Genomic DNA, 23,602 nt, shown 5'->3' with positions numbered 1-23,602 from the left:
ACTTTAGGTAACTAATATAACCAACATCAAAATGTCAACGGAGGATCCTACAAAAATAGAAGTTTCGGGTGATAAGTCTTCGGCCGTCGAGAGAAGTGCTGAAGAAATCAGAATGGAAGCCCTTTTAGCGAAAAGGGATGTTTTGTCCGCTAATTATGCTCTAACAAAATTTAGCAGATCGATTAATGAAAGAATTGAGGACATGTCCGATGAGGAGGTTAAGACTGAGGGTGGCAGAAAAGAAATGCTAAAGAACGAATGGAAAAGAAGAATGGAGAAATTAGCAGCGCTTGATCCCGAAGCTAAGATTGCTGGAGAATTTAAGAGTTTGATGGCCATAGAACTTGAGATAGCCAACTTATCACCAATTCCAATTCCGAGGCCACCAGAAGCGGCTCCTTCTGCTCCTCATGAACCAATGGCAGAGCCAACTCCGGCAGCTCCATCACCAGCTGAAGTAGCACCGATCGTGCCATCAGCTGAGGTTGGAGAAGAAATGCCGGCTGGAATGGCTGAGATCTCCGAATCAAGAGTTGATGATGAGGTTTCTGGCTTGCTGACGGAAATCGCTAATAAGCAGAGAGAATTAGACTACACCAAGAGTACGGCGCGACCCTTAGCTTTGGCTTTAGCAGAATCAGAGATGGCTGATCTACAAAATCAATTAAAAGCAGCAAAAGAAAGACAGGCCAACAAAGAGAAGTTAGAAGAAGAAGAAAGAAAAGCGGCCGAGAAAGAATTAAAGCTTGGAAAATTAAAAGATAGACTGTCTGAAGTTATGGCTGAGATAGAAAGAGTTAAGCAAGATGGTAGTGATCCTAGATCGGCCATATTGAACGAGATTGATGAAATCAGAAAAAGAATAGAATTTGCAAAAAGTACTGGTAGAGTTCCTGGCATTGGGCCAGATGGCTTGGCTTTGGCCGAGGAAGATATGAAGAATGCTCGAGCGAGGCTCAAGGAATTAGAAGATAGAATCGGAATACTTATTGGACCGATGGAAGACGAAGCTGATCAAATTAGGGGCGAGATCAGAAAACTTGAAGGCGGAGTAGGTAAGAAGATGGCTGAAGCTGTCGAAACGGCTTATGAGTCTGCCAAGGGGTTAATTAGTAAATTCAGCGCTTCAGGCATTGGTTCTAAGCTCAAGAAGGCCGGAGGCTGGCTATGGGAAAGAGCTAAGGGAATGGCAACCGTGGGCGGTTTAGAATATTATCATGCCGAAAAGTTTAGGAGACACACATTCGGAGCGGCCGATACGGCCACAGCCTTTGCTACTCAAGTTGAGGTTGATACTGCGTTTCCATATCCGCGTAGGGATATGATAGCAGACACTGATAAGGCGCAGGAATATGCTAATAAATTAGTTGAAGAGTCAGCAGCAACCGGCGAAGATATAAAGGTAATTGATGGGCGTTTATCCGATGCTAATCGCGATTATTGGGCCAGTATATATAGGGAAGCTATAAGATCGGGGGCTGACTTCGAAGAAGTTGAAAAAGCCAGAAGAAAGGAGAACGATGGATATATCGAAAGGACCATCGGTTATACCATGGAGAGAATATTGGAAGGCTTGAAAAAATATAAGAATCAATTCGGCGAAAATGTTCTAACTCCGGAGAAATTGGCTCAAGTAGAAGATGAAGTTAGAAAGACCCTGGTTTCTATAAGAGAGGCTGGCGCGGGATCTTCATTTGAAGAAGTCAAAAAGAGAATGAGAGATACTTTAGATTCAAAATGGTGGAGCAGGTACGTATATGGCGCGATAGAGACTCTATTGTGGATAGGCGGTATCGGGTATATAGCCTTATCTTCAGAAGTCGGGCCGTTACCACCGCTACCAAAAGGACCAGGATTGCCCATGCCGGACAAACTTCCAGTGCGAACACCGCCGGAGTTCGTAGATATGTGGACTAGGATGACTGATAATATTTGGAACACCATCGAGATTAATTCTAAGGTACCTCTTACCGATTCTCAGCTCGTGGATGCTTCTAAGCAAGTGCTTAATTTCAATCAAATGTATGAGCCTGAATGGACTAGCAAAATCCTAGACTCAGTAAGCTCGAGATCATTGCCTCAGGGCCAGATGTTAAGAATACCATTCGAAGTATTAAGAATGATGGGACTCTAAAAATATAAAATAATAAAATGGACGAACTAAACTTAACACAACAACAAATAGCGGAGAAAGTTGGCCGTTTGCTGGCTGAATCTGCTCTGAAAGATGAGATTAAAGATGGTCTTCTGAAAAATATCGAGAACATGCCAGATTATCTACTTATTAAGCTGATGAATGCCCTTGAGGCCGAGGTTGATGAGATGGATAAGGCTATCGCCGAAGTTGAATTAGCAATAAGAGAGAGAAATGGTGCATGGAAGAAGACGGAAGACGATCAGAAAGCGGCGGCAGACACAATCGCCGATGCCTGGATACAAAAGTTGGGCTAAATAAATCCCAGATCAAAACGAGCCCTGTTGGGGCTCGTTTTGATCTGGGCAACTGTTGATACGGACGTTTTATTATTAATACAAAAGACTATAATTAGGTAAAGTAACAATATGAAAATGCAAGAGACTTCGCCGGCACTACAACAAGAAATTGCTGATCTAGAGATGCGGTTGCGAGAAAAGAGAGCGGCTTTGGGCCAGTCTGAGGGAGACAATGCAGCCGATAAAGAAATACTTCACGAAGCTGTTGGAGAAAAAATACAGGAGCACGCTCCTGAGTATCAGCCCAAGGCGTATACTCAAACAGCTACTTCGGGCGCTAATTCCACGCCCAAGGATGATGACCAAACCTATCTACTGCCCGAGCTTAAAGACGCCGTCCAGGCATTGGTGAATATCGTTTTTAGTAAGAGCTTGGCAGATGCCGTGAAAGCAGCTAAAGGCCAGAATAACCCAGCCTTGATGGACGCTTTTCACGACATCATAGTTGACCAGTTATACGACACTCTAATTGAGAGAAATAAGTTAGAAAAGATTAAATAATACCTAAAGTTTGTCTCCAATACTACTAGCCATATACCTAGTCGTCGCAGCTATGATTTTAATAGCTACTCTTATTGTAATTAATTCCTTCAGAACCAAAGGTAGTATTGCGAGAGCTCTGAATATGTCGTTATTCTCCATAGTCTTGCCTAGAGAAACTCAATCTTCGAATGGCCCACAGAAGCAAGACAAAGAGTTAATTATGGTCATGGAGCAGTTGTACTCTTCGTTCACCAATATTCATTCAAAAGGGTGGAATAAATTTGAGTATGGTGAGCCATATCTATCCTTTGAGATGGCCGTGCATCATATTGGCGAAGAGATACATTTCTACGCTTCTGTGCCAAGATCATTCGAAGATATCTTTGAGAAACTGGTCCACGGGCTCTACCCAACGGCGGAAGTGGCGAAAGTTAAGGATTATAATATTTTTAATCCTAATGGTGCTCATGTTGGAGGATACATGGCACTAAAGGGTGATGCTATATTACCATTCAAGACTTATCAAAGTCTCGAGTCTGATCCTTTGGGATTGATTCTGACAGCATTTTCTAAACTTGACGGGCAAGGCGAGGGTGCTTCCATGCAAATATTAATTAGACCATCACACGAGGACTCGGCCAGAAAAATCGCAGGGAAAGTTGCTCGTGATATGCAAAATGGTGCTAAGTTCTCGAGCGCACTTTCAAAAGCTCAAAAAGCAAACTCAATTTTTAATATATTCTTTCCGGCTAAGAAAGATGAAAATAAGCCAGCTGAAGGGCCTAAGCAGATAACTCAATTTGATCAGGAAGTCATAAAAAGTATCCAGACCAAAGCTTCAAAGCCATTGTTTGATACAGATGTTAGAGTAATCGTTTCTTCGACGGATCAATCACGAGCGGAGCAAATATTTAACGAGATTAGCAATTCATTCGTACAGTTGTCTAGCTCAGACGCCAATTCGGTCAAGATGAATAAGCTTAAGGGGAGCTATCTAAATAAGCTTCTTTTCAAGTTTGCCTTTAGGGTATTCGACAATAGGCAATCCATTTTACTTTCTAGTGAAGAGCTGGCGAGTTTGATGCATTTCCCATTAGCGACTACTTCGGCGCCGAAGGTCAAATATCTAAATGCCAAGCCATCTGAACCACCATCTGATCTACCAAGAGAAGGGATTGTCTTGGGAGTTAATGTTTATAGGGGGCAAGAGACTCCTGTGCATATGCCTGACGAAGACAGAAGAAGGCATTTGTACGTGATCGGACAAACTGGTACTGGAAAAACAACTATTCTTAAATCGCTTTTACGACAGGATATCGAAAATGGAAAAGGATTATGTCTAATTGATCCTCATGGTGAATTCTCTGAGTTTGTCCTGGGCATTATTCCAAAAGAAAGGATTGATGATGTAATATACTTTGACCCTGGAGATATATCAAGGCCAATGGGCTTAAACATGATGGAGTTCGATCCAAATCATTCTGAACAAAAATCTATGGTTATAGACGAATTGTTCGGAATATTCGATAAGTTATACGATCTGAAAACTACCGGCGGACCAATGTTTGAAAAGTACTTTAAGAATTCGGCTTTATTACTGATGGACGCCTATGAACATGCGTTTAGAAGCAACTTACCAGATAAGGATAGCTATATTCCGGTATTGGCTGACGTTAGCCGAGTTCTAGTCGACGATGCTTATAGGGCTAAACTACTAACCATGGAAATGAACCCCCTGGTGAGCCAATTTTGGAAGCTAGAGGCCGAGAAAGCCGGCGGTGATCAGAGTCTCGCCAACATGGCCCCATATATAACATCCAAGATCACGTCTTTTGTATTCAATGAGTTTCTTAGGCCAGTCATTAATCAACCGAAAAGCGCTTTCAACTTCAGAGAGGTTATGGATAATGGCAAAATTTTGGTTGTTAATCTGTCCCAGGGTAAGCTTGGCGAAATTAACGCTGCGCTTCTCGGCATGATCGTAATAGGTAAATTATTGATGGCCGCATTGTCCAGAGTGGACATAGTGGATGAGAAACAAAGAAAAGATTTTTACCTGTACATAGACGAATTTCAGAATTTTTCTACGGACAGCATATCTAAGATATTGTCAGAGGCTAGAAAATATAGGCTCAGCCTGATTATCGCTCACCAATTCGTAAAGCAATTGAAAGAGAATATAAGAAACGCAATATTCGGTAATGTTGGCTCTATTTTTGCACTAAGACTTGGTCCAGATGACGCGGAGGATCCATCGATGAAAAATAAATTTGCAGCCAGCTTTACTCCGCAGGATATGACCAATATAGCCAACTTGAATGCCTATGTTAGCCTGATATTAAATAATAAGGTAGAGAAACCATTTAGCCTCAGATTAGAGACTGAGAAGGTTTTCGGTGCTGGTTCTAGGGAGATGTTTGATGCGATCAATAATATGTCCAAGCTAAAGTACGGTCGACCAAGAGATGAAGTTGAGGCTGAGATTAAAGCTAAATTTGATCCGGTTAAGTAACGATTTCGTTCCGAAATTAACTGCTAAAAAATAAATGAAGTTTACAAAAAAAGATTTTGTTTTCTCTGTGATAACCGGATTAATAGCCGGCTTTATTGGCTGGAGAGTGTTGGAGTTTCTTGGCACACCAATATTCCTCGGAATGAATGTCTCATGGCTAGTCTTGATCATTCCGATTCTATGGATATTTGGGGTTAATCTAGGATATTTCTTGGGAAGATGGGTAGCTTTCTTCAATCAGTTTGGCAAATACGTTGCGGTCGGATTTACCAATTTCGCCGTAGACATTGGAGTATTGAACTTGCTTTTTGCATTATCCGGACATTCTACTGGCAATTGGTTTACCTCTTTCAAGACGGTCTCGGTTATAGTGGCTCTTTTGACGAGCTATATGTGGAATAAGTATTGGGCTTTTAATGCTTCGCAGAGCGGCGAAGGTGGAAAGGAGTTCGCTAAATTTATAGCCGTTACGGCATTGGCTCTAATCGTGAATACGGCGACAGCTTCATTTGTGGCCAGATTCATAGGTCCTCAATTCGGACTTGACGCTAAGGCTTGGGGAACTATTGCTTCTATTGTCGGATCAGCTGTCTCGCTGGTGTTTAGTTTTGTAGGTTACAAGTTGGCAGTCTTTAAGAAAAGTGCTACAAGTTAATGTAAGATAGTTTAGTTTTTTCGGGTACTACTATGCTATATAGAAAATATAGACCCCAGACGTTTGCTGAAGTTGTGGGGCAGGATCATATAATAAAAACTTTGACCGGGGGATTAATAAGCGGCCGAATAGGCCACGCTTATTTATTTACCGGACCCAGGGGTACCGGTAAAACCTCTGTCGCGCGAGTATTCGCTAAATCTTTGAACTGCCACAATCTATCCAAAGATGGAAATCCCGACAATAAATGCGATAGTTGTTCGATAATGAATGAAGGCCGTTCGATGGATTTAATTGAAATTGATGCCGCCTCAAATCGAGGCATCGAGGATATACGCAACCTTAAAGAATCGGCCCTAGTCGCGGCTCCAAGCGGTAAATACAAGGTTTTTATCATTGATGAAGTTCATATGCTAAGCAAAGACGCATTCAATGCACTACTTAAGATTTTAGAAGAGCCGCCGGCTCACGTAATCTTTATTCTAGCCACCACCGAATCGCACAAGATCTTACCAACGGTATTATCCCGCGTTCAGAGATTTGATTTTAAGAGACTTACTACCGATCAAATTTTTAATAAGATAAAAGATGTCGCGCGCATAGAAAAGATAAAGATCGGAGATGACAGCTTACGCTCTATGGCTATCTCGGCTGATGGTGCGCTAAGAGATGCCGAGGTTTATTTATCTAAAATAAGGGCTGCATATCCTCTTGGCCAAGAAGTCACGGCTAAAGACGTAATTGAAACTTTGGGTCTTATTCCCGCCGATTATTTCCCGAAGTTCGTGTCTCTCATATTTAATAGCGAGAAAGAGAAGGCGATTGAATTTATAAGCGATATCCATGGTTCTGGAGTTGATTTGGATAACTTCTCGAAAGGATTAATAGAATATTTACGCAAAGTATTGATATCGAAAATTAGTCCAGCGACTTTGGCGGCCTATTTTTCCGATGTAGAAATTTCGAGCGATGCTAATTTCACTCATCAGATTGACCCTAAGCTAGTAGTAAGGATGATCGCATCTTTCTCGAATGCCAGGAATGAGATGAAGACGTCTCCGATCCCGACACTATCTCTTGAATTGGCCGTGATGGACGTCCTCGGATTTAGTTAACTCTTCAACAATGGCGGCCTTTTAGGCGGCAAAGACCGCCATTGTTAAGTAAGTCAACTCTTGAGAAAAATGCCAAAATAGGGCATAATCTTAAATATTGCGAGGTTGTCCCTGGCCGGGCAGGCTAATGGTAGGACACATATGGCACAGTTTGTATATATACTGAGAAGCGATAAAGATGGAGGTTATTATGTCGGTATGACAAATAACCTTAAGGATAGGTTGACTTGCCACAATGCTGGTCGAGTCAGATCTACTAAATCCAGGAGACCATTTAAGCTAGTGCATTCTGAAGAATTTAGCACAAGGATATTTGCCAGAGAGAGGGAGAAATATTTCAAAAGTTATGAAGGATCGAGGGAGAAGTTGAGAATACTTGAGAAGATAAAATAATATTGCGAGGTCGTCTAATGGTAGGACACTGGCCTTTGAAGCCGGGTATCTTGGTCCGAATCCAAGCCTCGCAGCATCTAGCTTGTAGTATCGAGAGATCGGAGAGCATCGGTTTAGTTTATAATTTTTAAGGTATGAAGGAGATAAGCGAGGATAGTATGGAGAAAATTTTAGAAGGAAACACTGAAAACTTGAATCTAGAATTTAAGGAAAGTTTTGATTTTGAAGAAAGTGTTTGGGCAAGAGAAAAACTCATTCGGGCAATTTTAGCGATGTCTAATACAAAAAGTGGAGGTTTTGTTATAGTTGGTATAAAAGATAACAAACCTTTTGATTTTGTTGGCGTTACTGCGGAGCACTTAAACAAATTCGTGACAAAAATAGAAGAGCTTAAAGCAAAAGTTGAATCGTTTGCTAATTTTCAAGCTGACTACGAAATAGGTATTGGTACCTATCGAAAAAAACGGTATCTAATCTTTGATATAAGAGAATTTTATTTAAATCCAATAATTTGTCGAAAAAATGGGGAGCATAAAGATAAAATTTTAGAGGAAGGAGCCATCTATATAAGAACTCTTAAAGACAAACCATCTTCTATAAAATTAATTAATCCGGTTGATGTACAAGATTTTATGACTAGGGGTATGGATAAACAAATAACAAATTACCACAAGAGGGGGTGGAGACATGTTTCGGAGAAAAGTGAAGATACTAGTTCTCTTTTTGAGAAAGAAAGAAAGGGTTTTTAATAAAAATTAGATATATTATGAATATCGCAGATGTTAGAAACAAACTTAAGACCGTGGGGAATATGGAAGTTATTTTTGAGCCATCACAAGCTTTTGAGAAGAACTTAATTTCGAAAGCAAAGCTCAAAGATATTTTAGAAAAATCGGTAGTTAGCCTTCGGGGCTGGAGTTTTCCTCATATACCGAATCAAGACCTAGAACACACAAAAAGACCCTACATTTTTGAATCTGGATTAGAATTTTTTACCGATTGGGATAAATTTATCGAGATGTTTCGCTTATATCAAAGTGGCCAGTTTTTGGCAAGATTTGCACTATACGAGGATACGATTGGTAAGCTAAACAATAAAGAACTTAAACCAGGCGAATACCTGGATTTCATTAGTACAATATATAAATTCACGGAGATTGTTTTGTTTATTAAAAATTTGCTTGAAAATACTAATATAGATAAAGGCAAGCTAACTATTAAAGTTAATGGAACAAAAGATAGAAAACTCCAAACTATTTTTAGTTCCAACATAATTCCTTTCTGGCAAGAGTATGTTTGTAAAATAGATAGCATTGTTGTTTCTAATAAAATTGATAGAGAAATTTTGTTTGACCACTTATCTGTGAGCAGGTCATTTATTAAAGAGGCTTTTGAGTACTTTAATTGTTTTGATATTTCAGAGCAGGTTATAAAAGCTCATCAAGAAAATCTTATTAATAGGAGAATCTGATGATGACCGAGACGTGTTAAATCGCCTCTGGAAAGACCCCTCAAAAATCCTTACAATACTTGAATACCACTGGTTCTAGACCGGGGATGCCAGCCAAATTGATTAAATTTATAACAACCAGGAAGATTAGACAGTAACTAAGAGTTATTTAGGTCTAAATGTTTAAAGTCATTTTGTCTAATATAAAAACTTTTTTTAGGTATGATATATCAAGAACTACGGTTTTCGAGCTTATATTTGCCTTTGTAATAGCAATATTACTTTTTTTAAAACACATAAATTATTTTAATTTTGAGATTAGAAATTATATTCTTTCACTCTTTTTGTTCTGGGCTTTCCTTGCCATGCAAGGTTTTTTTATACCCATTGTAAGGGAAGGCTGGACGATAGGCATACCAGGTAGCAAGGGACCTAATCATCCTGGTATACCACTTCATTTGGATTTGGAATCGAGGGGTGGTTTTATTGCTGGTAGGATCATTAGCCTAAGAGCCAAAGTCATGAATTTGGGTGCCAACGAAAATTCATTCGAAGAATTCAAAGGTATATACAGAGAATTCAATTTCGCTTTCTTTAGTTCTATTGGGGTACCCGTAGAAGATGGTAAGTTTTTGGAAGGCCAACCTCAGGCTGGCGGAATTAGCTTGAGTCCGCAAAAGTTAAAAGCCAGGGCATCAATTATTTTTAATTCTCCTGGTGAATATGAACCAATAACGCTTTTTTATAAAATCAATGATCTCAAACAATACGGTGGCTCTATCTCAGAGAGCATGTTAAAACAAAAGCTTCGAGTGTCGCCAGCTGAAAACTGGATAGTTCTTAGGAACTATGCGATTACTTATGCTCTAACTTTGGTAATATTGCTCTTGACCCTAATCCAATTAAAATTTATATGATAATATCAGAGCATCTTCTAATTATTTTTAATTTAAAATGGGTAGCTCCAGGCAGGAGATATTAGTTAAGTCATGGTATAAGTCGTTTCATCCTAGGAGTATTTAGATATAGACCAAAAACGAATACATATGAATAAATTTGAATATAAGACAGAACAATTTACGGCCACCATTTGAAAAATTTTATTGAACTTTGGAGAAATATTTCTCTAGAAGTTGAGAAAGAAACTGGCATCTTTGTAACTGTTAGAGTGAACATGGGCAAGGTTGTTTATCAAACCGAGAAAGGGTGTCCCGATGATGGTGAAGATGTCCTCATCCTTCAAGGTACTAGAAATCCCTTCCATACTACTGAATCTACGAAGTGGCGAGAGGCTGTTATTAATATTGTGGAAGAGATCAAGATAAAAATGAAGCAAGTAACTGTTCAGATTATTTTCCAACCTATAGAATTGGTCTACATTAAATCCTAGAATGCCGTCCTAGATCTATAGTTCTAGGCACATGAGGTCAAGATTATGAAAGAAAGATTTGGGACGGACATGTATGATAGGAAATATGCCTCAAAGGAGGAAACAAAGCCACGAAGCGTGGTCACGTATTTTGTTGATAAATATTTAGCTGGAACTAAAAAATGTCTTGATTTGGGAGCAGGGGCCGGAAGACATAGTAGATATATTGCAGAGAAGGGCATAGACGTTACGGCAATTGACCTGTCAGAAGCTGGGATAAATAGAGCAAATGAGGTACTTAAAGATTTTTCTAATGCTCACGTCTTGGTTGGCGACATTCACAAGCTTCCATTTGATCGCGAGTCTTTTGATTCATTAGTTTGTAATCGCGTCTTAGACTATAACGATGATGAGGGTCTGGAAACTTCTTTTTCAGAAATCGAGAGAGTCCTTAAAAATGGCGCCTTAGCTCTCATAACTGTTCGCTCAATCTCCCAAGCGCCCAAGAAAGGAGAAGAATTAATTGTTGAGAATGAAAACGGCGGCAAGTCCTTCGTGGTCGCTGATAGCCAAGAAGTTCAGCACTATTTTACCGAATCGGAAATCCGAGGCTTAGCTGATCGTCACGGCTTTGAAATCCTTGAGGTAAGAGAAGATAAACACACAAATAGCGAGAATGAAGATAAGTCTGAATGGCAGGTAATAATCAGAAAGATCGGAGCGCAATAAGTGTCATAATTTCCGCAGATCCAGGCTGTAGCAGGCTCAATAGCTCGTAGCCATGTAAAATAAATATGTATCAAGACGAAGTCAAAGCATATTACGATTATACACTGAATTTATATAGATTTTTTTGGCATGGAGATACGCGTGCGGTTCATTATGGCATTTGGGATAGCCATACGAGAAATCTCCGAGAAGCGTTATTAAATACGAACAGATTTTTAGCCGACCAAGCCAATATTAAATCTGGAGACAGGGTTTTAGACGCCGGATGTGGAGTCGGTGGGAGCCTCTTCTGGCTTGTTAAGAACAAGGGAATCCAGGGTGTAGGAATTACGATCAGCGAGAAACAATTAGCCAAAGCAAAGAAGCTACAAAAACGACTGAGGGTTGAAGACAAGACGGAATTCTATCTGCAAGATTATACGCACACTAATTTCCCAGATGCATCATTTAATATTGTTTGGGCTATCGAAAGCGTTTGCCATGCAATAAACAAGTCTGATTTTCTGAGAGAAGCCTTTCGTCTTTTAAAGCCCGGAGGGCGTATTATTGTCGCCGATGGCTTTCTAGAGCGTAGTCCTAATAATGCACTGGAGAAGAAAAAGCTGGTTAATTTTTTAAGGGGCATGGCCTTAGACAATCTTGCCGAATCAAAAGAGTTCGAGAGTGAAATACGCAGGGTAGGTTTTAGAAATATTCAAAATATAGATAAAACTGAGGCAATCTTACCGACTGCTGTGAGAATGGCTCGTATGTCTCGTTGGAGCTGGCCGCTTTCAACGCTGACGACTTGGCTTCGATTAACGCCTCAGCTTCTGGCTGACAACAACAGGGCGGGGATAGATCAATATTATCTATTTAAAAATGGTATTATAACTTATCGAGTTTTTTCCGTAGAGAAGTAAAATAAAAAATAATTGATGGGATAGTTGGGATAGTTTCGGGCAAAGCTTGTTTGGAGTACAATCAAATCATAGGCACAATGATGGAAATTAAGACAAATAAATTATCTGGTACAAAAGAGCTCCCGTCGATGATGGTAATACCGCAGATCGCAGCTCTGTGGATTGCTTCAAATGTTGGATATTACATTTTATTTAGTAAGGGATATGATGCTGAACCCATTCGCATCGCGCTTTATTATATATTCTGGCTAGCGCTTACGATATTCTCATTCTGGAATGTGTATAAGGGTTGGAAGCCTGTAGAAAATCGTTTGTCAACTTATATTATTATAGGTGCTAGCATCGCTGGTATCGTTTTATATTTAACCTATCTTTTACCTAATTTCCAGCCAATAGTTTGGGCTAAAGCTTGGCAGCCGCCTTCGGAATTGTTATTCGCCACGCCTTGGTATTTTTTGCCTAAGTCTATAGAAATCTTACTGCAACAATTTCTTGTGGCGGCCATGGTGCTTACTTTTTCGGCTCACGAGATGACCATCAAAGAGACTTCTATCTGGTCGGCCATTCTCTTTGGCGGAGCGCATTTATTACTCGTTTTCGGAGGCAGTGGGTTAATCCATACGGCCACATTCACAATCGCGGCTGTGGCCGCGTCGTTTGTTTTTCCGTATCTTATATTACGGGTAAGGAATGGATTTATTTATTCAAATCTTCTTCATTGGTTATTCTACGCAGTAACCATAGTCCTAGCCCGATTAGTTTTCTAGTTGAATATAAATACAAAAGGCCTAGGCGTTACGCCTAGGCCTTTTGTATTCTGCGACAAGAGTAATCAATATTATTGTTGGTTACTTGTCTGGTCGGAGAGATTAGTTATGGAAACATCGGTGAATTCTCCTGCTGCTCCACAGGCAGTTATTAAAAATTCTTTTTTAGCCTGATTATTGATGTTGAAGATTATGCTATTGTCGGGCGATATGGCATAGCTAAATGTTGTCGGAACAGAACGTATCTTGGAACTACATTGAGGGCCGTTGGGTATATGAATCGCGGCGTAGACTGATTCCTGGGGCTTCAGGACATAAATTGAAGTGCCGGCCAGGCCGTCATTTATTAAGTTTATATTTGTATATAAATCTTTATCGAAATTAGCCTCAACAAATGTTTTACCATCTATTTGACACGTATTTTCGGAGTTGTTCTTGATAATAAACGTTCCGAATATGTTGCCAGCGGCTCCTTCAAATTTGGCTTCAGCACTTATCTGTTCGGGTAGGCAATAGGCGATATTTTTGATTTTCCAGTCTCGATAATAAAAGCCAGCTATGAGGCCGATGATTAAGCTGGCAATCGATGTGCTAACTGTCAACCAAATGAAATTCTTTAGCAATTTTGTCATCTTGAATACATATTAACTCAACTCGCATCTCCTGTATAGTTATAAGCCGATGCCACCTAGGAAATCTTTCAATTCTTTCCCGTCTATTTGGCGTTTATGGCCATCTGGCAGCTCGCCCAGCATTATGTTCATAATTCTGGTTCTTTTTAGATCTCTTATCCTCAGTCCAAGTGCCGCACACATGCGACGTATTTGGTGTTTCTTCCCTTCGATTAGTACTATCCTGAACTTGTTTTCTCCGAGGACGTCAATTCTACATGGCTTAGTGATATAGCCCTCTATATTAATTCCAAGTTCCATTCTCTTTTTGAAATTAGACGGCAGTTTGTCGTGGGTATAGGTTATGTATTCTTTCTCGTGCGAGTAGTCTGGATTCAGTAGTCGATCGGTGACGCGTCCGTCGTCTGTCACCAATATCAGCCCGTGAGAACTTTTGTCCAGCCTCCCTAGCGGAAATCCTTCGGTGAAAACTATGTCTTCAGTCGTTTGACCAATCGGTTTATTGTATGCGAAGTATTTATATTTCCGCTCTTTATCTCCTCCAATTATCTCAACCTTATCTTTTTCCTCGACTTTGCTTCCTAGTTCGGCCACCTTACCATTAATTTTGACCATCTTATTCCGAACCAATTCGTCTCCACCGAGACGTGTCGAATAGCCTTTATGGGCTAGGTATTTATTGATACGCATTGGAAACTTATTCTCTTTGGGCTTATTCATGGGGCTAGTATGCCACAAAATAGGATATGAAAAAAGAGGCCGCATGGCCTCTTGGTCCTAGTACCTGCCCACCGTATCGTGATGTATGTTTATGGCGATTTGAATAGCCCTGTCATCGCTTTGCTCTTGGTGGCTACGAATGGCAATTATTCCGTTGGTTACTCTGAGCACAAACCTCTTCGGCGCACCCAAACGGGATAGGAGAATTTTTGTTAGATTTACAGTTTTGGCTACATTGTTTTTATCTCCTGGCGTACGAATCAATCCGTGGAACCACAGGATTGCCTCTATTTCGAGTAGGAATTTCTCGTTATCGACGCCGCCTATACGCAGACCCGATATGATAGTTCGTGAATGTTCGAATGCCTCCAGACATTTAATTACGTGATATGCTCCAATTTGATTTTTGTCATTCTCTGGATAATGTCTGAGAATTTGTTCAAGAACAAAATTCATGTCGATATCTTTAATGGCGAGATTAAATTCAAATGCTAGCTTCTCGCAGAATTTGTGCCATTTTGTTTTAAAGTTTCTAAAACGTATCATGCTCACCTCGTGACAGATAGTTCCGATAATGATATTACGAATAATTGACGAAATTGTCAAAATGTATTATCTTTTCATGTAGATTTTTCACGGGTAGAGGTGGATATGTCCAAGAGGGACTTCTGGACCACGATTTTAAACCATTTTGAGGTATACGTTAATTTGAGACATGCTGGCCATAGGCATTCCGTTTATGTGAGAGACAACGTACTGCCAGATGAAGTCGGCGATGAGCTGAGCAAGATATTCATCAGAATTCTTCGCGGAGAGGCCTTCTCTGAAATAAAGCGTGAGATTACATCACGATGTCGTGAGTCCAGGCGTAAATCTAAGACAAGCAAAAGCCGCTAATAGCGGCTTTTATTTTGAGCGTAGGCATATATCAGAGTGGATTTATATCCATCTTTGGTTCGTGTTTCTCTGCTTCATTGACAGCTCTTTCCATAAATTCAACTACCTCTACTGGGTGTTTGCCTCTGGCTGATTCCTCGGAAAGCATAACTGCATCCGATCCATTAAGTATCGCATTGACGACGTCGGTGATCTCGGCTCGTGTCGGTTCCAGACTTTCAACCATAGATAACATCATTTGGGTGGCAGTAATTACCGGCTTTTTAGCTGCTTTGCATTTTTCGGTAATCATCTTTTGGGTGAAGGGGATTTGCTCTAGCGGGATCTCATTGCCCATATCTCCGCGAGCAATCATTATGGCGTCAGCCTCAGCTATTATGGAATCAACGTTGTCTATGGCGATCTTTCTCTCGATTTTAGCGATAACGGGAATGCTTGCTCCTAGCTTGGCCATCTCTGATCGTAATTTCTTTATATCTTCTGCGCTTCCAACGTAAGACATGGCTACGTATTCAACTTTCTGGTCTATTCCGAAAGCCAGATCTGTTAAGTCTTTAGCGGTTAGTATCTCTTTCTCGGAATCAAAATGATGTCCAGAAGTTTCTTGCTCGCGCGGGCCAGATAAATCCTGAATTATGGGCACTCTTTTATTTAATTCTTCCGCAACTTGGCGAACGTTGGCGATGTAGCCGGCGTGTTCTTCATATGTTCCCCAGGAAAAATTTAAACGAATCGCGTCGACTTGATGTCCTATCAGCTTTCTAAGTATCTCTACGCTTCCGCTGGCTGGACCAATTGTTGCAACTATCTGTGCTTTTGATGGCATGTTGTGATTATGGCAGTCGTGAATGTGGGTTTTGAGAGGCTCTCGCAGGGCCGACTGGGCCCGAGAGAGAGGGTGATTTTTCAGCAGAAAAATACAACCCGTACTCGAAAAACCCACATCCACGACCGAGATTTATTTTAATGAAGTTATGTGCTGTAGGCGATTGTATTTGGCAACTCTTTCACCACGATTTGGTGCCCCTGATTTTAATCCGAAGCACCTAAAGGCATAGGCTAGGTCGGCAATGAAATCGTCTTCTGTCTCGCCACTGCGGTGGCTTACGATGCACTCTATGTCGTTATCTCTGGCTAGCTTCATGGTATTCAAAGTCTCGGTTAGTGTTCCGATCTGATTTGGCTTTATGATTATGGCGTTTATACTCTTGGCGGCTATGGCCATCTCTAAGCGCTTAGTGTTAGTTACGGTCAAGTCATCGCCTACAATGTATAGGCCGTTATTTTCCTTTAAAATCTGAGAGAACATATTAAACTCATCTTCAGAAAATGGGTCTTCGATAGACATAATGTCGTACTTGCTGAGCATCTCTTTATAGATCTCGTAGAGCTCTTGGCTATTGAGATTCTTACCGATTGCATAGTTACCATTTTCGAAGAAAGACGATGCCGCAACGTCCATGGCTAATCGTACTTTACCTTTTAATTCCAGCTCATCAATAGTTTCAGATAGAAGTGTTAATGGAATGAAGACATCGTCTGTTTCGATTGTTTGGCCTACGTCTACGGTCGCGCCGCCTTCGTCGCCGACGTTAGAGAATGATGGAGCCATCTCTTTATCAATTTTCTCTCTCAAAGCTTTGAATATTTTTGTGCCCATATCAAGGGCTTCTTCGATTGATTCGGTCTGGGGCACGACGTGGTATTCCTGAAATGGAAGTTTAGAGTGGGCGTGTTTGCCGCCGTTGATTAAATTCATGAACAAAAATGGGACTGATCGGGATGGTTTGATCTCAGATAATCCATTTAAATATTCAAAAAGTTCTTGACCGAGTGATTTCGCCGCGGCCTTAGCGCAGGCGATACTTACTCCTATTGTGGCGTTACCACCCAAATTTGACTTATTAGTGGTGCCATCTAGACTGACGAGAGTTTCGTCTATGTTCTCTTGGTCGGTGACATCCATTCCAACTAATTTGGGGGAGATCTTGGTCTCTATGTTATTTATGACCCTAGCGATATCCTTGATTTCATTAGCTTCAAACGTACCAGTGCTTGCACCAGATGGCACCGAGAAGGAACCACTGCCACCAGTAGCTTCGACGGTAACAGACACCGTTGCATTGCCTCTCGAGTCTAATATTTTTTCGGCCGATATTGATTTTATTTTTTGTGACATCTATTTATTTAAAAGTATTATTAGGTCTGACACGTTAGCGCCAGTCGGGCCAGTATATATAATGCTATTTATCTTCTCTAGTATATTATGAGAGTCAAAAGCCGCTACAGATTCCTCGAGATTAATAGATCCAAGATTGGCCTGTTCGAGAGTATTCTCGTCAACGATTGCTCCGGCGGAGCTACCGTTATCGGTGCCGTCGGAAGCCAAACTTACGAATACCGCATTCTTGATTTTGTTGATCGCTTTAAGCGCCAGGAAAGAGTTCCTGCCTCCACTACCTCCGGGCCTATCTACTTTTAATTTTATTTCACCACCAGCCAAAATTACGGATTTCGGCGAAGATATTCTGATTAAATTGCTTAGTGTATCGCGAGCATTCTCATAATTTTCGTACGACAATATCTGAGGTTCGTAGCCTAGAGATTTCGCCTTATTGGCCATTTCGTCTAGGGCTATGGCATTTGATACTAAGGTTATGTTATGTACTTTTTCGAAATAGAGATCTTCTTTAGGAGTTTCAAATAATTCAAAATTTCCGAGATTTAGTTCTTCGATAATCTCCTTAGCCTCTTCTTTGGTCGTTGGGTCCTTGAATGTTGGCCCTGAAGCAACCTGGTCGTAATAATTGCCGGGAATGTCTGAGAATATTAGACTAACAACTGTCGCTGGATAAAGTAATTTAGCCAAGCCTCCGCCTTTGATGGTTGAAAGATGTTTACGGACCACGTTGAGCTCCTTGATGGTTTCACCAGATTTAAGGAAGTTGTCATATAGCTCCTGACCTTTGGTGCATTCTACTTCCGGCCAGCATAAAAGCGCCGATCCACCGCCTGACACGATAACTATGACTAAATCTTTTTCTCCTGACTTTTCGGCCAGAGAAACTATTTCTTTGGTCGCTGCGTAATTCTCTAGTGATGGCCTAGGATGAGTCCCGCGATGAACAATAACAGTATCGCAGACATAGGGATCTTTATCTATGACTGCGCCTTCGGAGATTCTATCTTTTAGTATTCCTTCCAGCGCATGAGCGGCTCTTGAAGATGCCTTACCGAAGCCAATTATTTTGATAGATTCAAAGTCGTCCAAATTGAAAACCTTATCTTTTATGTAGAGATCATGGTCATCTATTTTTATCGAGTCAGCGATAACTTTGTCCGTATCAATCGCATCTAGGCCAGCTTCCGCAATCAATAATGCGTCCTTTCTGAATTTATCTGAGGCCAACTCTTCGAAATTTGTTATCCAATGTTTTTCGGTAGACGTGTTAAGCATACACTATATATTATCTCATTAATGTTGCTTTGGAAAGTTGCTTTTAGCGCCAATAGTATTTAATATTTAAAGATGACAAAGAAGATCTGGTCGTATGTTTTTGTTGGATTGAGTGTTTCTGGTTTTCTTCTATTCAAGTTTTCTAATTTGTATTTTCGTTTTGGCGATGGCAATGCTTATATTTATATGGCCCAAGCTATCTTGGCTGGCGACATGCCATATTCTGATTTTTTCTTAGCCGATCCTCCGTTTTTCTTGCTTTTTCTTTTGCCATTTAAGCTGATATTCGGCAATCATCTTATCTGGTTTCAGATTCTCCCAGCCATATTGGAGTCGGGAACTGCTATTTTGCTATTTTTAATTCTCAGGAATAGGTCTAATAAGTTCGCATTCTTGGCTCCAGCTATTTATCTTTTTTCTTTTACTGTGGCCTCTACCTCTGATTTCCTTACCGGCTTACAGCTAGCCGTTTTCTTGATGGTGACCGCTATCTTTGCTAACGAGAGAAGACGACCTGTTATCTCTGGTTTCCTTTGGACTGCGTCTTTCCTTACTAAACTCTATATCCTTCCCGCCTATCTGGGCTTTATTATCTATTTATATCTTAGAGGGGAGCGTTGTGATTTGAAGAAGATCATGATTGGTATGGGCATAGGTTTGGGATTAATCATGCTGCCTTTTTTCTTGGCTTCACCGCAGAAGGTTTTTGATTACATGGTGATGCATCAATTTAGTAGACCAAAGGGCCTGAATAAGGTTGATGTTTTTGGCTTCTTCCTGGCTAGAGAGTGGCTATTGATAACTCTCGGCATTGTAGGAGCATATTTTCTGAGGAGAAGCTATTTGTTTTACTCTTGGATCCTGACGTTGGCATTCTTCATATTTTTTAAGGATATATACTACCTATATCTTGGCTCCCTAATGCCGTATCTAGTACTTTTCTCGTTGATACTTATCGATAAATTTTGGAGTTTGGTGAATTGGACTAGAAATTTAGTAAAAGTAGTTCTAGTTCTTTTAATAATATTTGTTCCGCATGCATTCGTGGGGTATGCTAAGGACTTTTCTACTCGGGGCAGATTCACTAATTTGTATGAGATTGGTGATTATGTAAGGACTCTGCCTGATGCTCTGCCTCTATATGGATCGCACGAGGTAGCACCACTTATAGCCCTAGCTTCTGGTAGAGAGTTATTTGGCAATTTTATAGACACCAATGCTCAGGCTTTTGGTTCTGGCGCGCAGGATCTAAGCGCCGTAAGTGGCGCATTGGCCGAGGCCGGCGGATACATGGTGGGAAGGGTAAGTCATTATCCAGAATTTGGCATTTTCGATGGTGGCTATGGAGGCTATTTTAGCGAAGAAATATTTCAAAAGTATTGTCAACGAGTTAAGGAGTTTGCTGATACTGGCAATGAAATCAGTAATCAGATCGTGATATATAGGTGCAAGAAGTAGGTGAGGCGCGGTTTCTCAAGAAGTGACGGGTGTGGTATTATTTTCAGATGGGAAAGAGATTAAAAGCGGCCGTATTTGTTTTGGCTTTGGCGGCCGTTTTGTTTTACATATTCCAGGCCTATTCCGGAGATAAACATTTGTTTCCAGTATTATTCTCTGCGGCATTGGTCGATAGCGTGAACCCCTGCGCTTTTTCAATTCTTATAATCACTATAGCTTTCCTTTTTAGCTTAGGTAAGCTGAGATCTCACATTCTTGCAGTAGGGGGTATGTACATTCTAGGTATCTTTGCCGTGTACATACTTATAGGACTAGGAACTCTTAGAGTTCTGAGTCTGTTTAATATGCCGCATTTTCTTTCTAAAGCGGGAGCGTGCGTAATGATTGCCTTCGGGATACTTGAAATTATCAATAATTATTTTCCTAAATTTCCAATTCGTCTGGCTATCCCTCAATCAGCACACGATAAGATTGGTCGTTTAATCGAAAAATCCTCTGTGCCAACTGCTTTTATTATGGGAGTGGTAGTGGGCATGTACGAGTTCCCGTGCACTGGTGGGCCATATCTGATGGTCCTGGGGCTAGTACACGACAGTCAGACATATCTAGCCGGATTTATGTATCTGTTATTCTATAATTTAATTTTTGTCCTGCCATTGGTTGTGATATTGTTTATAGCAAGTGACAAGGTAGTCTTAAGCAAGGTAGAAAGCTGGAGCAAGGAATCTAGAAATACGAGATTATTCATGGGGCTGATCATGATATTATTGGGGTTAGCTATATTCATTTTTCAATAAATTAATTTGTGATAATTTAATTAACTATCAATTATGGATCAATTAAATAGGGAGAGTTTCGATAAGCTGGTCGAAAGAATATCGGACTTAAAAAAGGGCAAGGCTTTTGATCTTTCTAGCGATGAAGATCTTAGTATCGCTGTTATGAATCTCGTAAGCTTAGAGGAGCATTTTTATTTTACTGCCGAGAAAACGAATAAGCTGGATTATTTCGATATGCTCAATGAAGTCAGGGGAATACGTAAAGTTCTACTCGGGAAGATGATAGATGAGCATGAGGGCGAAACTTGGTGCGTGTCAAAACATTTGCTAGCCACGACGATGAGAATGATCGAAGTTGGTACAAAATATTACTCAGACGGCAAGAAAGAAGAAGCCAAGCAGATGTACGATCATGCGTATAGAACTTATTCGATATTTTGGGGCATAAGACTAAAGCTTATAGATATGTCTAACGTAAAGAAGGTAATCAGTGAAGCTATGACGGATAATCAAGGAGGCGCTACCAAAGATCCAGAATCAAAGCCTTGGAAATTTGAAGACATCGTTAATAAATTAGTGAATTGTTGCGATGAATAAGAATAATATAATAGTCGGAGGAGTTGTACTTATCTTAGTTGGAATTTTTGGACTCGTCTTTTGGCTCACTGGAAAGACTACGAATGTGCCCGATGGCAAGTATGATAATTTGGCAAAATGTTTAGCCGATAAGAAGATTACTATGTATGGAGCGTATTGGTGCAGTCACTGTCAGAGCGAGAAGAAAGGTTTCGGAAGCTCCTTCCAATATGTACCATATGTAGAGTGCACTGAAGAAACGCAGAAATGCGTTGATGCTAAGGTCTCTGGATATCCAACCTGGGTATTCCCCGATGGTAAGAGATTCGAAGGTGCGCAAGGGGTTGAAAAATTAGCCAGAGAGAGCGGGTGCCCGATTAATTAGAAAAGCGACCAATAAGTCGTAAATACCGCTCTAAAGGGGCGGTATTTACATTCGGTGAATAATTTAGTATAATATGGGGAATTATATGGATAATATCAATACACTAATGGATAAAATAAACAAAATAGGCGCCTTCATAAAGAGAAGGAAATATCTTCTAATTTTGGCTGTTTTGATCATCGCAGTGATCAGTTTCTATCTATTCAAAGATAGCGCTATCACACATAGAACTGCCGAGGCTCAAATCGGACGGATTGAGCAGGCTGTTTCGGCTACTGGCCGGGTCCAGAAATCAGACAAGGTGGACTTAGGCTTTAGTGGTTCAGGCAGAGTAAGTTGGATTGGCGTTAAAGTCGGTGATAAAGTGAAAAGTGGCCAGACCTTGGCTATGATTGATCTTGGTGAACTTGGTGCTCAGAGAGATAGCGCTCAGGCCGCAGTTGATTCGGCAAAGGCAAAATTAGATCAACTTATGGCTGGTCCAAGATTGGAAGATCTTCAAGTTTCCCAAACTAATTATGACAATGCCCTCAAAGCGTTAAATGATACGAGTACTCGTAATTCTATTGATGTCGCCGGAAGCAGTATAAACGTCGCGACCAGCGCGATGGTGACATTTACGGATATTCAATCTATATATTTTACTCAAAATTCCTCTGAGGATATTGATCTAGCCAATCATAAAGCCAGCGTGCTGCAGCTTATATATGACAAGTCCGATTTGGGCCGAGCTGCTTCTTGGTATTTTTTGGAACTAAAGACTGGTCTTATCGGTAGATTAACTGAACAAAAAAATAATCCGTCGGCTGATCAGATAAAATTATTGCTGACCGACACGAGAACGGCGTTGAATGGCGTCAAATCTGCCATGGATTCCATATATTCGAGAATGAATGGCGTCTCTACTACTGATAGTGAAAAAAATAAAATTATTTCTGCGAGGAGTAATGTCATATCGCAAATTTCTTCCATAACTGCCCAAGAGCAAGCAGTTGTGAGCGCTGAGAGCGTTTTCAATAATGCCAAAGCCCAACTAGACCTTAAAAAAGCTCCAACTACCACATATGACGTGGAGATAGTTAGGGCTCAACTTAAGCAGGCTGAAGCTAGCTTAGCCATGGTCAATGCTCAGATATCTAGAAATATAATTTATTCTCCGATTAATGGCATAGTCTCGCTGGTGGACATTCAGAGAGGCGAGATAGTATCGCCAGGCAAGACATCGATTTCAGTTCTAGGCAACTCAAATTATGAAATAACCTCTAATATACCAGAGGCTGACATATCTAAGGTTAATGTAGGTAATACAGCCAAGGTGACCTTAGATGCTTTTGGTCAAGATTTTTCTTGGGAGGCTAAGGTTACAAGCATATACCCAGCCGAAAAGATGATTGATGGAGTTCCGACATATGAGACTAAGTTGCAGTTTGTCGAAAGCGATGAGAGGATTCGTTCGGGCTTAACTGCTAATATGGACATACTCAATGATATGAGAGACGGGGTTCTAGTAATTCCGACCAGAGCTATTTATCAAAGAGATGGCCAGAAATATGTAAAAATCGTGGTGGCTAATCAAGACGATGCTTCCAACACAAGATTTGCTAATTTATCAGTAGCTACAAGAGATGACGTCGCTGTTGTATATGAAATGCCAATTACGACAGGACTGAAGGGGTCAGACGGAAAAACGGAGATCGTTAGTGGCCTCGTGGCCGGAGATAAAATTCTAATCCAATAGAAGGTGCGTCGAGAGGTCGCAGATATTAACTTTTCGAGCACGGGTTGTATTTCTCTGCTGAGAAATCACCCTCTCGCTCGAGCCCAGTCGGC

General features: G+C 40.7%; 26 protein-coding genes and 1 tRNA gene. 21 read left to right on the top strand and 6 right to left on the bottom strand.

Features of this window, described 5'->3' with window-relative positions:
• The first annotated feature begins 31 nt into the window (after window positions 1–31).
• The 15 genes from DEG18_02975 (at window position 32) to DEG18_02905 (ending at window position 12,868) form a co-directional block, all read left to right on the top strand.
• Window positions 32–2,134: a hypothetical protein gene (locus DEG18_02975; GenBank protein ID HBX58544.1), complete on the top strand. Its 2,103-nt coding sequence runs from the start codon at window positions 32–34 to the stop codon at window positions 2,132–2,134.
• Between the two features lie 17 nt (window positions 2,135–2,151).
• The gene (locus DEG18_02970) at window positions 2,152–2,451 is read left to right on the top strand and encodes a hypothetical protein (protein ID HBX58543.1); all 300 of its coding nucleotides are present in this window, start codon (window positions 2,152–2,154) and stop codon (window positions 2,449–2,451) included.
• A 111-nt stretch (window positions 2,452–2,562) separates the two neighbouring features.
• Complete coding sequence (locus DEG18_02965; protein HBX58542.1) at window positions 2,563–2,994, top strand: hypothetical protein; 432 nt, start codon at window positions 2,563–2,565, stop codon at window positions 2,992–2,994.
• Window positions 2,995–3,004: 10 nt separating this feature from the next.
• Window positions 3,005–5,488: a hypothetical protein gene (locus tag DEG18_02960; protein ID HBX58541.1), complete on the top strand. Its 2,484-nt coding sequence runs from the start codon at window positions 3,005–3,007 to the stop codon at window positions 5,486–5,488.
• Window positions 5,489–5,522: 34 nt separating this feature from the next.
• The gene (locus DEG18_02955) at window positions 5,523–6,143 is read left to right on the top strand and encodes a hypothetical protein (GenBank protein HBX58540.1); all 621 of its coding nucleotides are present in this window, start codon (window positions 5,523–5,525) and stop codon (window positions 6,141–6,143) included.
• A 32-nt stretch (window positions 6,144–6,175) separates the two neighbouring features.
• Window positions 6,176–7,258: a DNA polymerase III subunit gamma/tau gene (locus tag DEG18_02950; GenBank protein ID HBX58539.1), complete on the top strand. Its 1,083-nt coding sequence runs from the start codon at window positions 6,176–6,178 to the stop codon at window positions 7,256–7,258.
• A 141-nt stretch (window positions 7,259–7,399) separates the two neighbouring features.
• Window positions 7,400–7,651, top strand: a complete 252-nt coding sequence (locus DEG18_02945; GenBank protein HBX58538.1) for an endonuclease — start codon at window positions 7,400–7,402, stop codon at window positions 7,649–7,651.
• A 3-nt stretch (window positions 7,652–7,654) separates the two neighbouring features.
• A tRNA-Gln gene (locus DEG18_02940) sits at window positions 7,655–7,725 on the top strand.
• Between the two features lie 60 nt (window positions 7,726–7,785).
• Window positions 7,786–8,400 (top strand): hypothetical protein, encoded by a 615-nt coding sequence (locus DEG18_02935; GenBank protein ID HBX58537.1) that lies wholly within the window; start codon window positions 7,786–7,788, stop codon window positions 8,398–8,400.
• A gap of 17 nt (window positions 8,401–8,417) precedes the next feature.
• Window positions 8,418–9,122 (top strand): hypothetical protein, encoded by a 705-nt coding sequence (locus tag DEG18_02930; protein HBX58536.1) that lies wholly within the window; start codon window positions 8,418–8,420, stop codon window positions 9,120–9,122.
• A 158-nt stretch (window positions 9,123–9,280) separates the two neighbouring features.
• Window positions 9,281–10,018, top strand: coding sequence for a hypothetical protein (locus DEG18_02925; GenBank protein HBX58535.1), 738 nt, complete (start codon window positions 9,281–9,283; stop codon window positions 10,016–10,018).
• Window positions 10,019–10,191: 173 nt separating this feature from the next.
• Entirely contained in the window at window positions 10,192–10,491 is a 300-nt protein-coding gene (locus DEG18_02920) for a hypothetical protein (protein ID HBX58534.1), read from the top strand.
• A 45-nt stretch (window positions 10,492–10,536) separates the two neighbouring features.
• Entirely contained in the window at window positions 10,537–11,199 is a 663-nt protein-coding gene (locus tag DEG18_02915) for a hypothetical protein (protein ID HBX58533.1), read from the top strand.
• Window positions 11,200–11,264: 65 nt separating this feature from the next.
• The gene (locus DEG18_02910) at window positions 11,265–12,101 is read left to right on the top strand and encodes an SAM-dependent methyltransferase (protein ID HBX58532.1); all 837 of its coding nucleotides are present in this window, start codon (window positions 11,265–11,267) and stop codon (window positions 12,099–12,101) included.
• A 77-nt stretch (window positions 12,102–12,178) separates the two neighbouring features.
• Window positions 12,179–12,868: a hypothetical protein gene (locus DEG18_02905; protein ID HBX58531.1), complete on the top strand. Its 690-nt coding sequence runs from the start codon at window positions 12,179–12,181 to the stop codon at window positions 12,866–12,868.
• 71 nt (window positions 12,869–12,939) lie between these two features.
• Here DEG18_02905 and DEG18_02900 read toward each other — a convergent pair whose 3' ends face one another.
• The 3 genes from DEG18_02900 to DEG18_02890 are packed head-to-tail and all read right to left on the bottom strand — an operon-like array spanning window position 12,940 to window position 14,766.
• Entirely contained in the window at window positions 12,940–13,500 is a 561-nt protein-coding gene (locus tag DEG18_02900; protein ID HBX58530.1) for a hypothetical protein, read from the bottom strand.
• A gap of 39 nt (window positions 13,501–13,539) precedes the next feature.
• Window positions 13,540–14,265, bottom strand: a complete 726-nt coding sequence (locus tag DEG18_02895; protein HBX58529.1) for a 23S rRNA pseudouridine synthase F — start codon at window positions 14,263–14,265, stop codon at window positions 13,540–13,542.
• Between the two features lie 12 nt (window positions 14,266–14,277).
• Complete coding sequence (locus DEG18_02890; protein HBX58528.1) at window positions 14,278–14,766, bottom strand: hypothetical protein; 489 nt, start codon at window positions 14,764–14,766, stop codon at window positions 14,278–14,280.
• A gap of 105 nt (window positions 14,767–14,871) precedes the next feature.
• Here DEG18_02890 and DEG18_02885 point away from each other — a divergent pair, with 105 nt between their 5' ends.
• Window positions 14,872–15,117: a hypothetical protein gene (locus tag DEG18_02885; GenBank protein HBX58527.1), complete on the top strand. Its 246-nt coding sequence runs from the start codon at window positions 14,872–14,874 to the stop codon at window positions 15,115–15,117.
• A 31-nt stretch (window positions 15,118–15,148) separates the two neighbouring features.
• On the opposite strand, the gene DEG18_02880 is transcribed toward DEG18_02885, so the two are convergent.
• The 3 genes from DEG18_02880 to DEG18_02870 all read right to left on the bottom strand — a co-directional run bounded on the left by DEG18_02880 (window position 15,149) and on the right by DEG18_02870 (window position 18,574).
• Window positions 15,149–15,943 carry a hypothetical protein gene (locus DEG18_02880; protein HBX58526.1) on the bottom strand — a complete coding sequence of 265 codons (795 nt, stop codon included), beginning with the start codon at window positions 15,941–15,943 and terminating at the stop codon, window positions 15,149–15,151.
• A 132-nt stretch (window positions 15,944–16,075) separates the two neighbouring features.
• A complete protein-coding gene (locus DEG18_02875) occupies window positions 16,076–17,296 on the bottom strand; it encodes a phosphopyruvate hydratase (GenBank protein ID HBX58525.1) in 1,221 nt (406 codons plus the stop codon).
• Window positions 17,297–18,574, bottom strand: coding sequence for a hypothetical protein (locus DEG18_02870; GenBank protein ID HBX58524.1), 1,278 nt, complete (start codon window positions 18,572–18,574; stop codon window positions 17,297–17,299).
• Between the two features lie 72 nt (window positions 18,575–18,646).
• Here DEG18_02870 and DEG18_02865 point away from each other — a divergent pair, with 72 nt between their 5' ends.
• From DEG18_02865 to DEG18_02845, 5 genes are all read left to right on the top strand, one after another.
• On the top strand, window positions 18,647–20,032 hold the full coding sequence (locus tag DEG18_02865; GenBank protein ID HBX58523.1) for a hypothetical protein: 1,386 nt from the start codon (window positions 18,647–18,649) through the stop codon (window positions 20,030–20,032).
• Between the two features lie 47 nt (window positions 20,033–20,079).
• A complete protein-coding gene (locus DEG18_02860; protein ID HBX58522.1) occupies window positions 20,080–20,829 on the top strand; it encodes a hypothetical protein in 750 nt (249 codons plus the stop codon).
• A gap of 33 nt (window positions 20,830–20,862) precedes the next feature.
• Window positions 20,863–21,408 (top strand): hypothetical protein, encoded by a 546-nt coding sequence (locus DEG18_02855; protein HBX58521.1) that lies wholly within the window; start codon window positions 20,863–20,865, stop codon window positions 21,406–21,408.
• Entirely contained in the window at window positions 21,401–21,772 is a 372-nt protein-coding gene (locus tag DEG18_02850) for a hypothetical protein (GenBank protein ID HBX58520.1), read from the top strand. Before DEG18_02855 ends, DEG18_02850 begins: the two co-directional genes overlap by 8 nt.
• Window positions 21,773–21,845: 73 nt before the next feature.
• Entirely contained in the window at window positions 21,846–23,510 is a 1,665-nt protein-coding gene (locus DEG18_02845; GenBank protein HBX58519.1) for a hypothetical protein, read from the top strand.
• Window positions 23,511–23,602: the final 92 nt, after the last annotated feature.

Source organism: Candidatus Yanofskybacteria bacterium, from assembly GCA_003514055.1.
In the GTDB taxonomy this organism is placed as follows: domain Bacteria; phylum Patescibacteriota; class Minisyncoccia; order 2-02-FULL-40-12; family GWA2-44-9; genus UBA12115.
This window is presented reverse-complemented; position numbering and strand designations above follow the sequence as displayed.

Coding starts and splice junctions, on each gene's coding strand:
- DEG18_02975 (HBX58544.1), top strand. CDS start 32: ATGTCAACGGAGGATCCTACAAAAATAGAAGTTTCGGGTGATAAGTCT.
- DEG18_02870 (HBX58524.1), bottom strand. CDS start 18,574: ATGCTTAACACGTCTACCGAAAAACATTGGATAACAAATTTCGAAGAG.
- DEG18_02925 (HBX58535.1), top strand. CDS start 9,281: ATGTTTAAAGTCATTTTGTCTAATATAAAAACTTTTTTTAGGTATGAT.
- DEG18_02910 (HBX58532.1), top strand. CDS start 11,265: ATGTATCAAGACGAAGTCAAAGCATATTACGATTATACACTGAATTTA.
- DEG18_02935 (HBX58537.1), top strand. CDS start 7,786: ATGAAGGAGATAAGCGAGGATAGTATGGAGAAAATTTTAGAAGGAAAC.
- DEG18_02915 (HBX58533.1), top strand. CDS start 10,537: ATGAAAGAAAGATTTGGGACGGACATGTATGATAGGAAATATGCCTCA.
- DEG18_02860 (HBX58522.1), top strand. CDS start 20,080: ATGGGAAAGAGATTAAAAGCGGCCGTATTTGTTTTGGCTTTGGCGGCC.
- DEG18_02895 (HBX58529.1), bottom strand. CDS start 14,265: ATGCGGCCTCTTTTTTCATATCCTATTTTGTGGCATACTAGCCCCATG.
- DEG18_02905 (HBX58531.1), top strand. CDS start 12,179: ATGATGGAAATTAAGACAAATAAATTATCTGGTACAAAAGAGCTCCCG.
- DEG18_02950 (HBX58539.1), top strand. CDS start 6,176: ATGCTATATAGAAAATATAGACCCCAGACGTTTGCTGAAGTTGTGGGG.
- DEG18_02880 (HBX58526.1), bottom strand. CDS start 15,943: ATGCCATCAAAAGCACAGATAGTTGCAACAATTGGTCCAGCCAGCGGA.
- DEG18_02970 (HBX58543.1), top strand. CDS start 2,152: ATGGACGAACTAAACTTAACACAACAACAAATAGCGGAGAAAGTTGGC.
- DEG18_02865 (HBX58523.1), top strand. CDS start 18,647: ATGACAAAGAAGATCTGGTCGTATGTTTTTGTTGGATTGAGTGTTTCT.
- DEG18_02930 (HBX58536.1), top strand. CDS start 8,418: ATGAATATCGCAGATGTTAGAAACAAACTTAAGACCGTGGGGAATATG.
- DEG18_02890 (HBX58528.1), bottom strand. CDS start 14,766: ATGATACGTTTTAGAAACTTTAAAACAAAATGGCACAAATTCTGCGAG.
- DEG18_02885 (HBX58527.1), top strand. CDS start 14,872: ATGTCCAAGAGGGACTTCTGGACCACGATTTTAAACCATTTTGAGGTA.
- DEG18_02955 (HBX58540.1), top strand. CDS start 5,523: ATGAAGTTTACAAAAAAAGATTTTGTTTTCTCTGTGATAACCGGATTA.
- DEG18_02900 (HBX58530.1), bottom strand. CDS start 13,500: ATGACAAAATTGCTAAAGAATTTCATTTGGTTGACAGTTAGCACATCG.
- DEG18_02965 (HBX58542.1), top strand. CDS start 2,563: ATGAAAATGCAAGAGACTTCGCCGGCACTACAACAAGAAATTGCTGAT.
- DEG18_02850 (HBX58520.1), top strand. CDS start 21,401: ATGAATAAGAATAATATAATAGTCGGAGGAGTTGTACTTATCTTAGTT.
- DEG18_02845 (HBX58519.1), top strand. CDS start 21,846: ATGGGGAATTATATGGATAATATCAATACACTAATGGATAAAATAAAC.
- DEG18_02855 (HBX58521.1), top strand. CDS start 20,863: ATGGATCAATTAAATAGGGAGAGTTTCGATAAGCTGGTCGAAAGAATA.
- DEG18_02875 (HBX58525.1), bottom strand. CDS start 17,296: ATGTCACAAAAAATAAAATCAATATCGGCCGAAAAAATATTAGACTCG.
- DEG18_02945 (HBX58538.1), top strand. CDS start 7,400: ATGGCACAGTTTGTATATATACTGAGAAGCGATAAAGATGGAGGTTAT.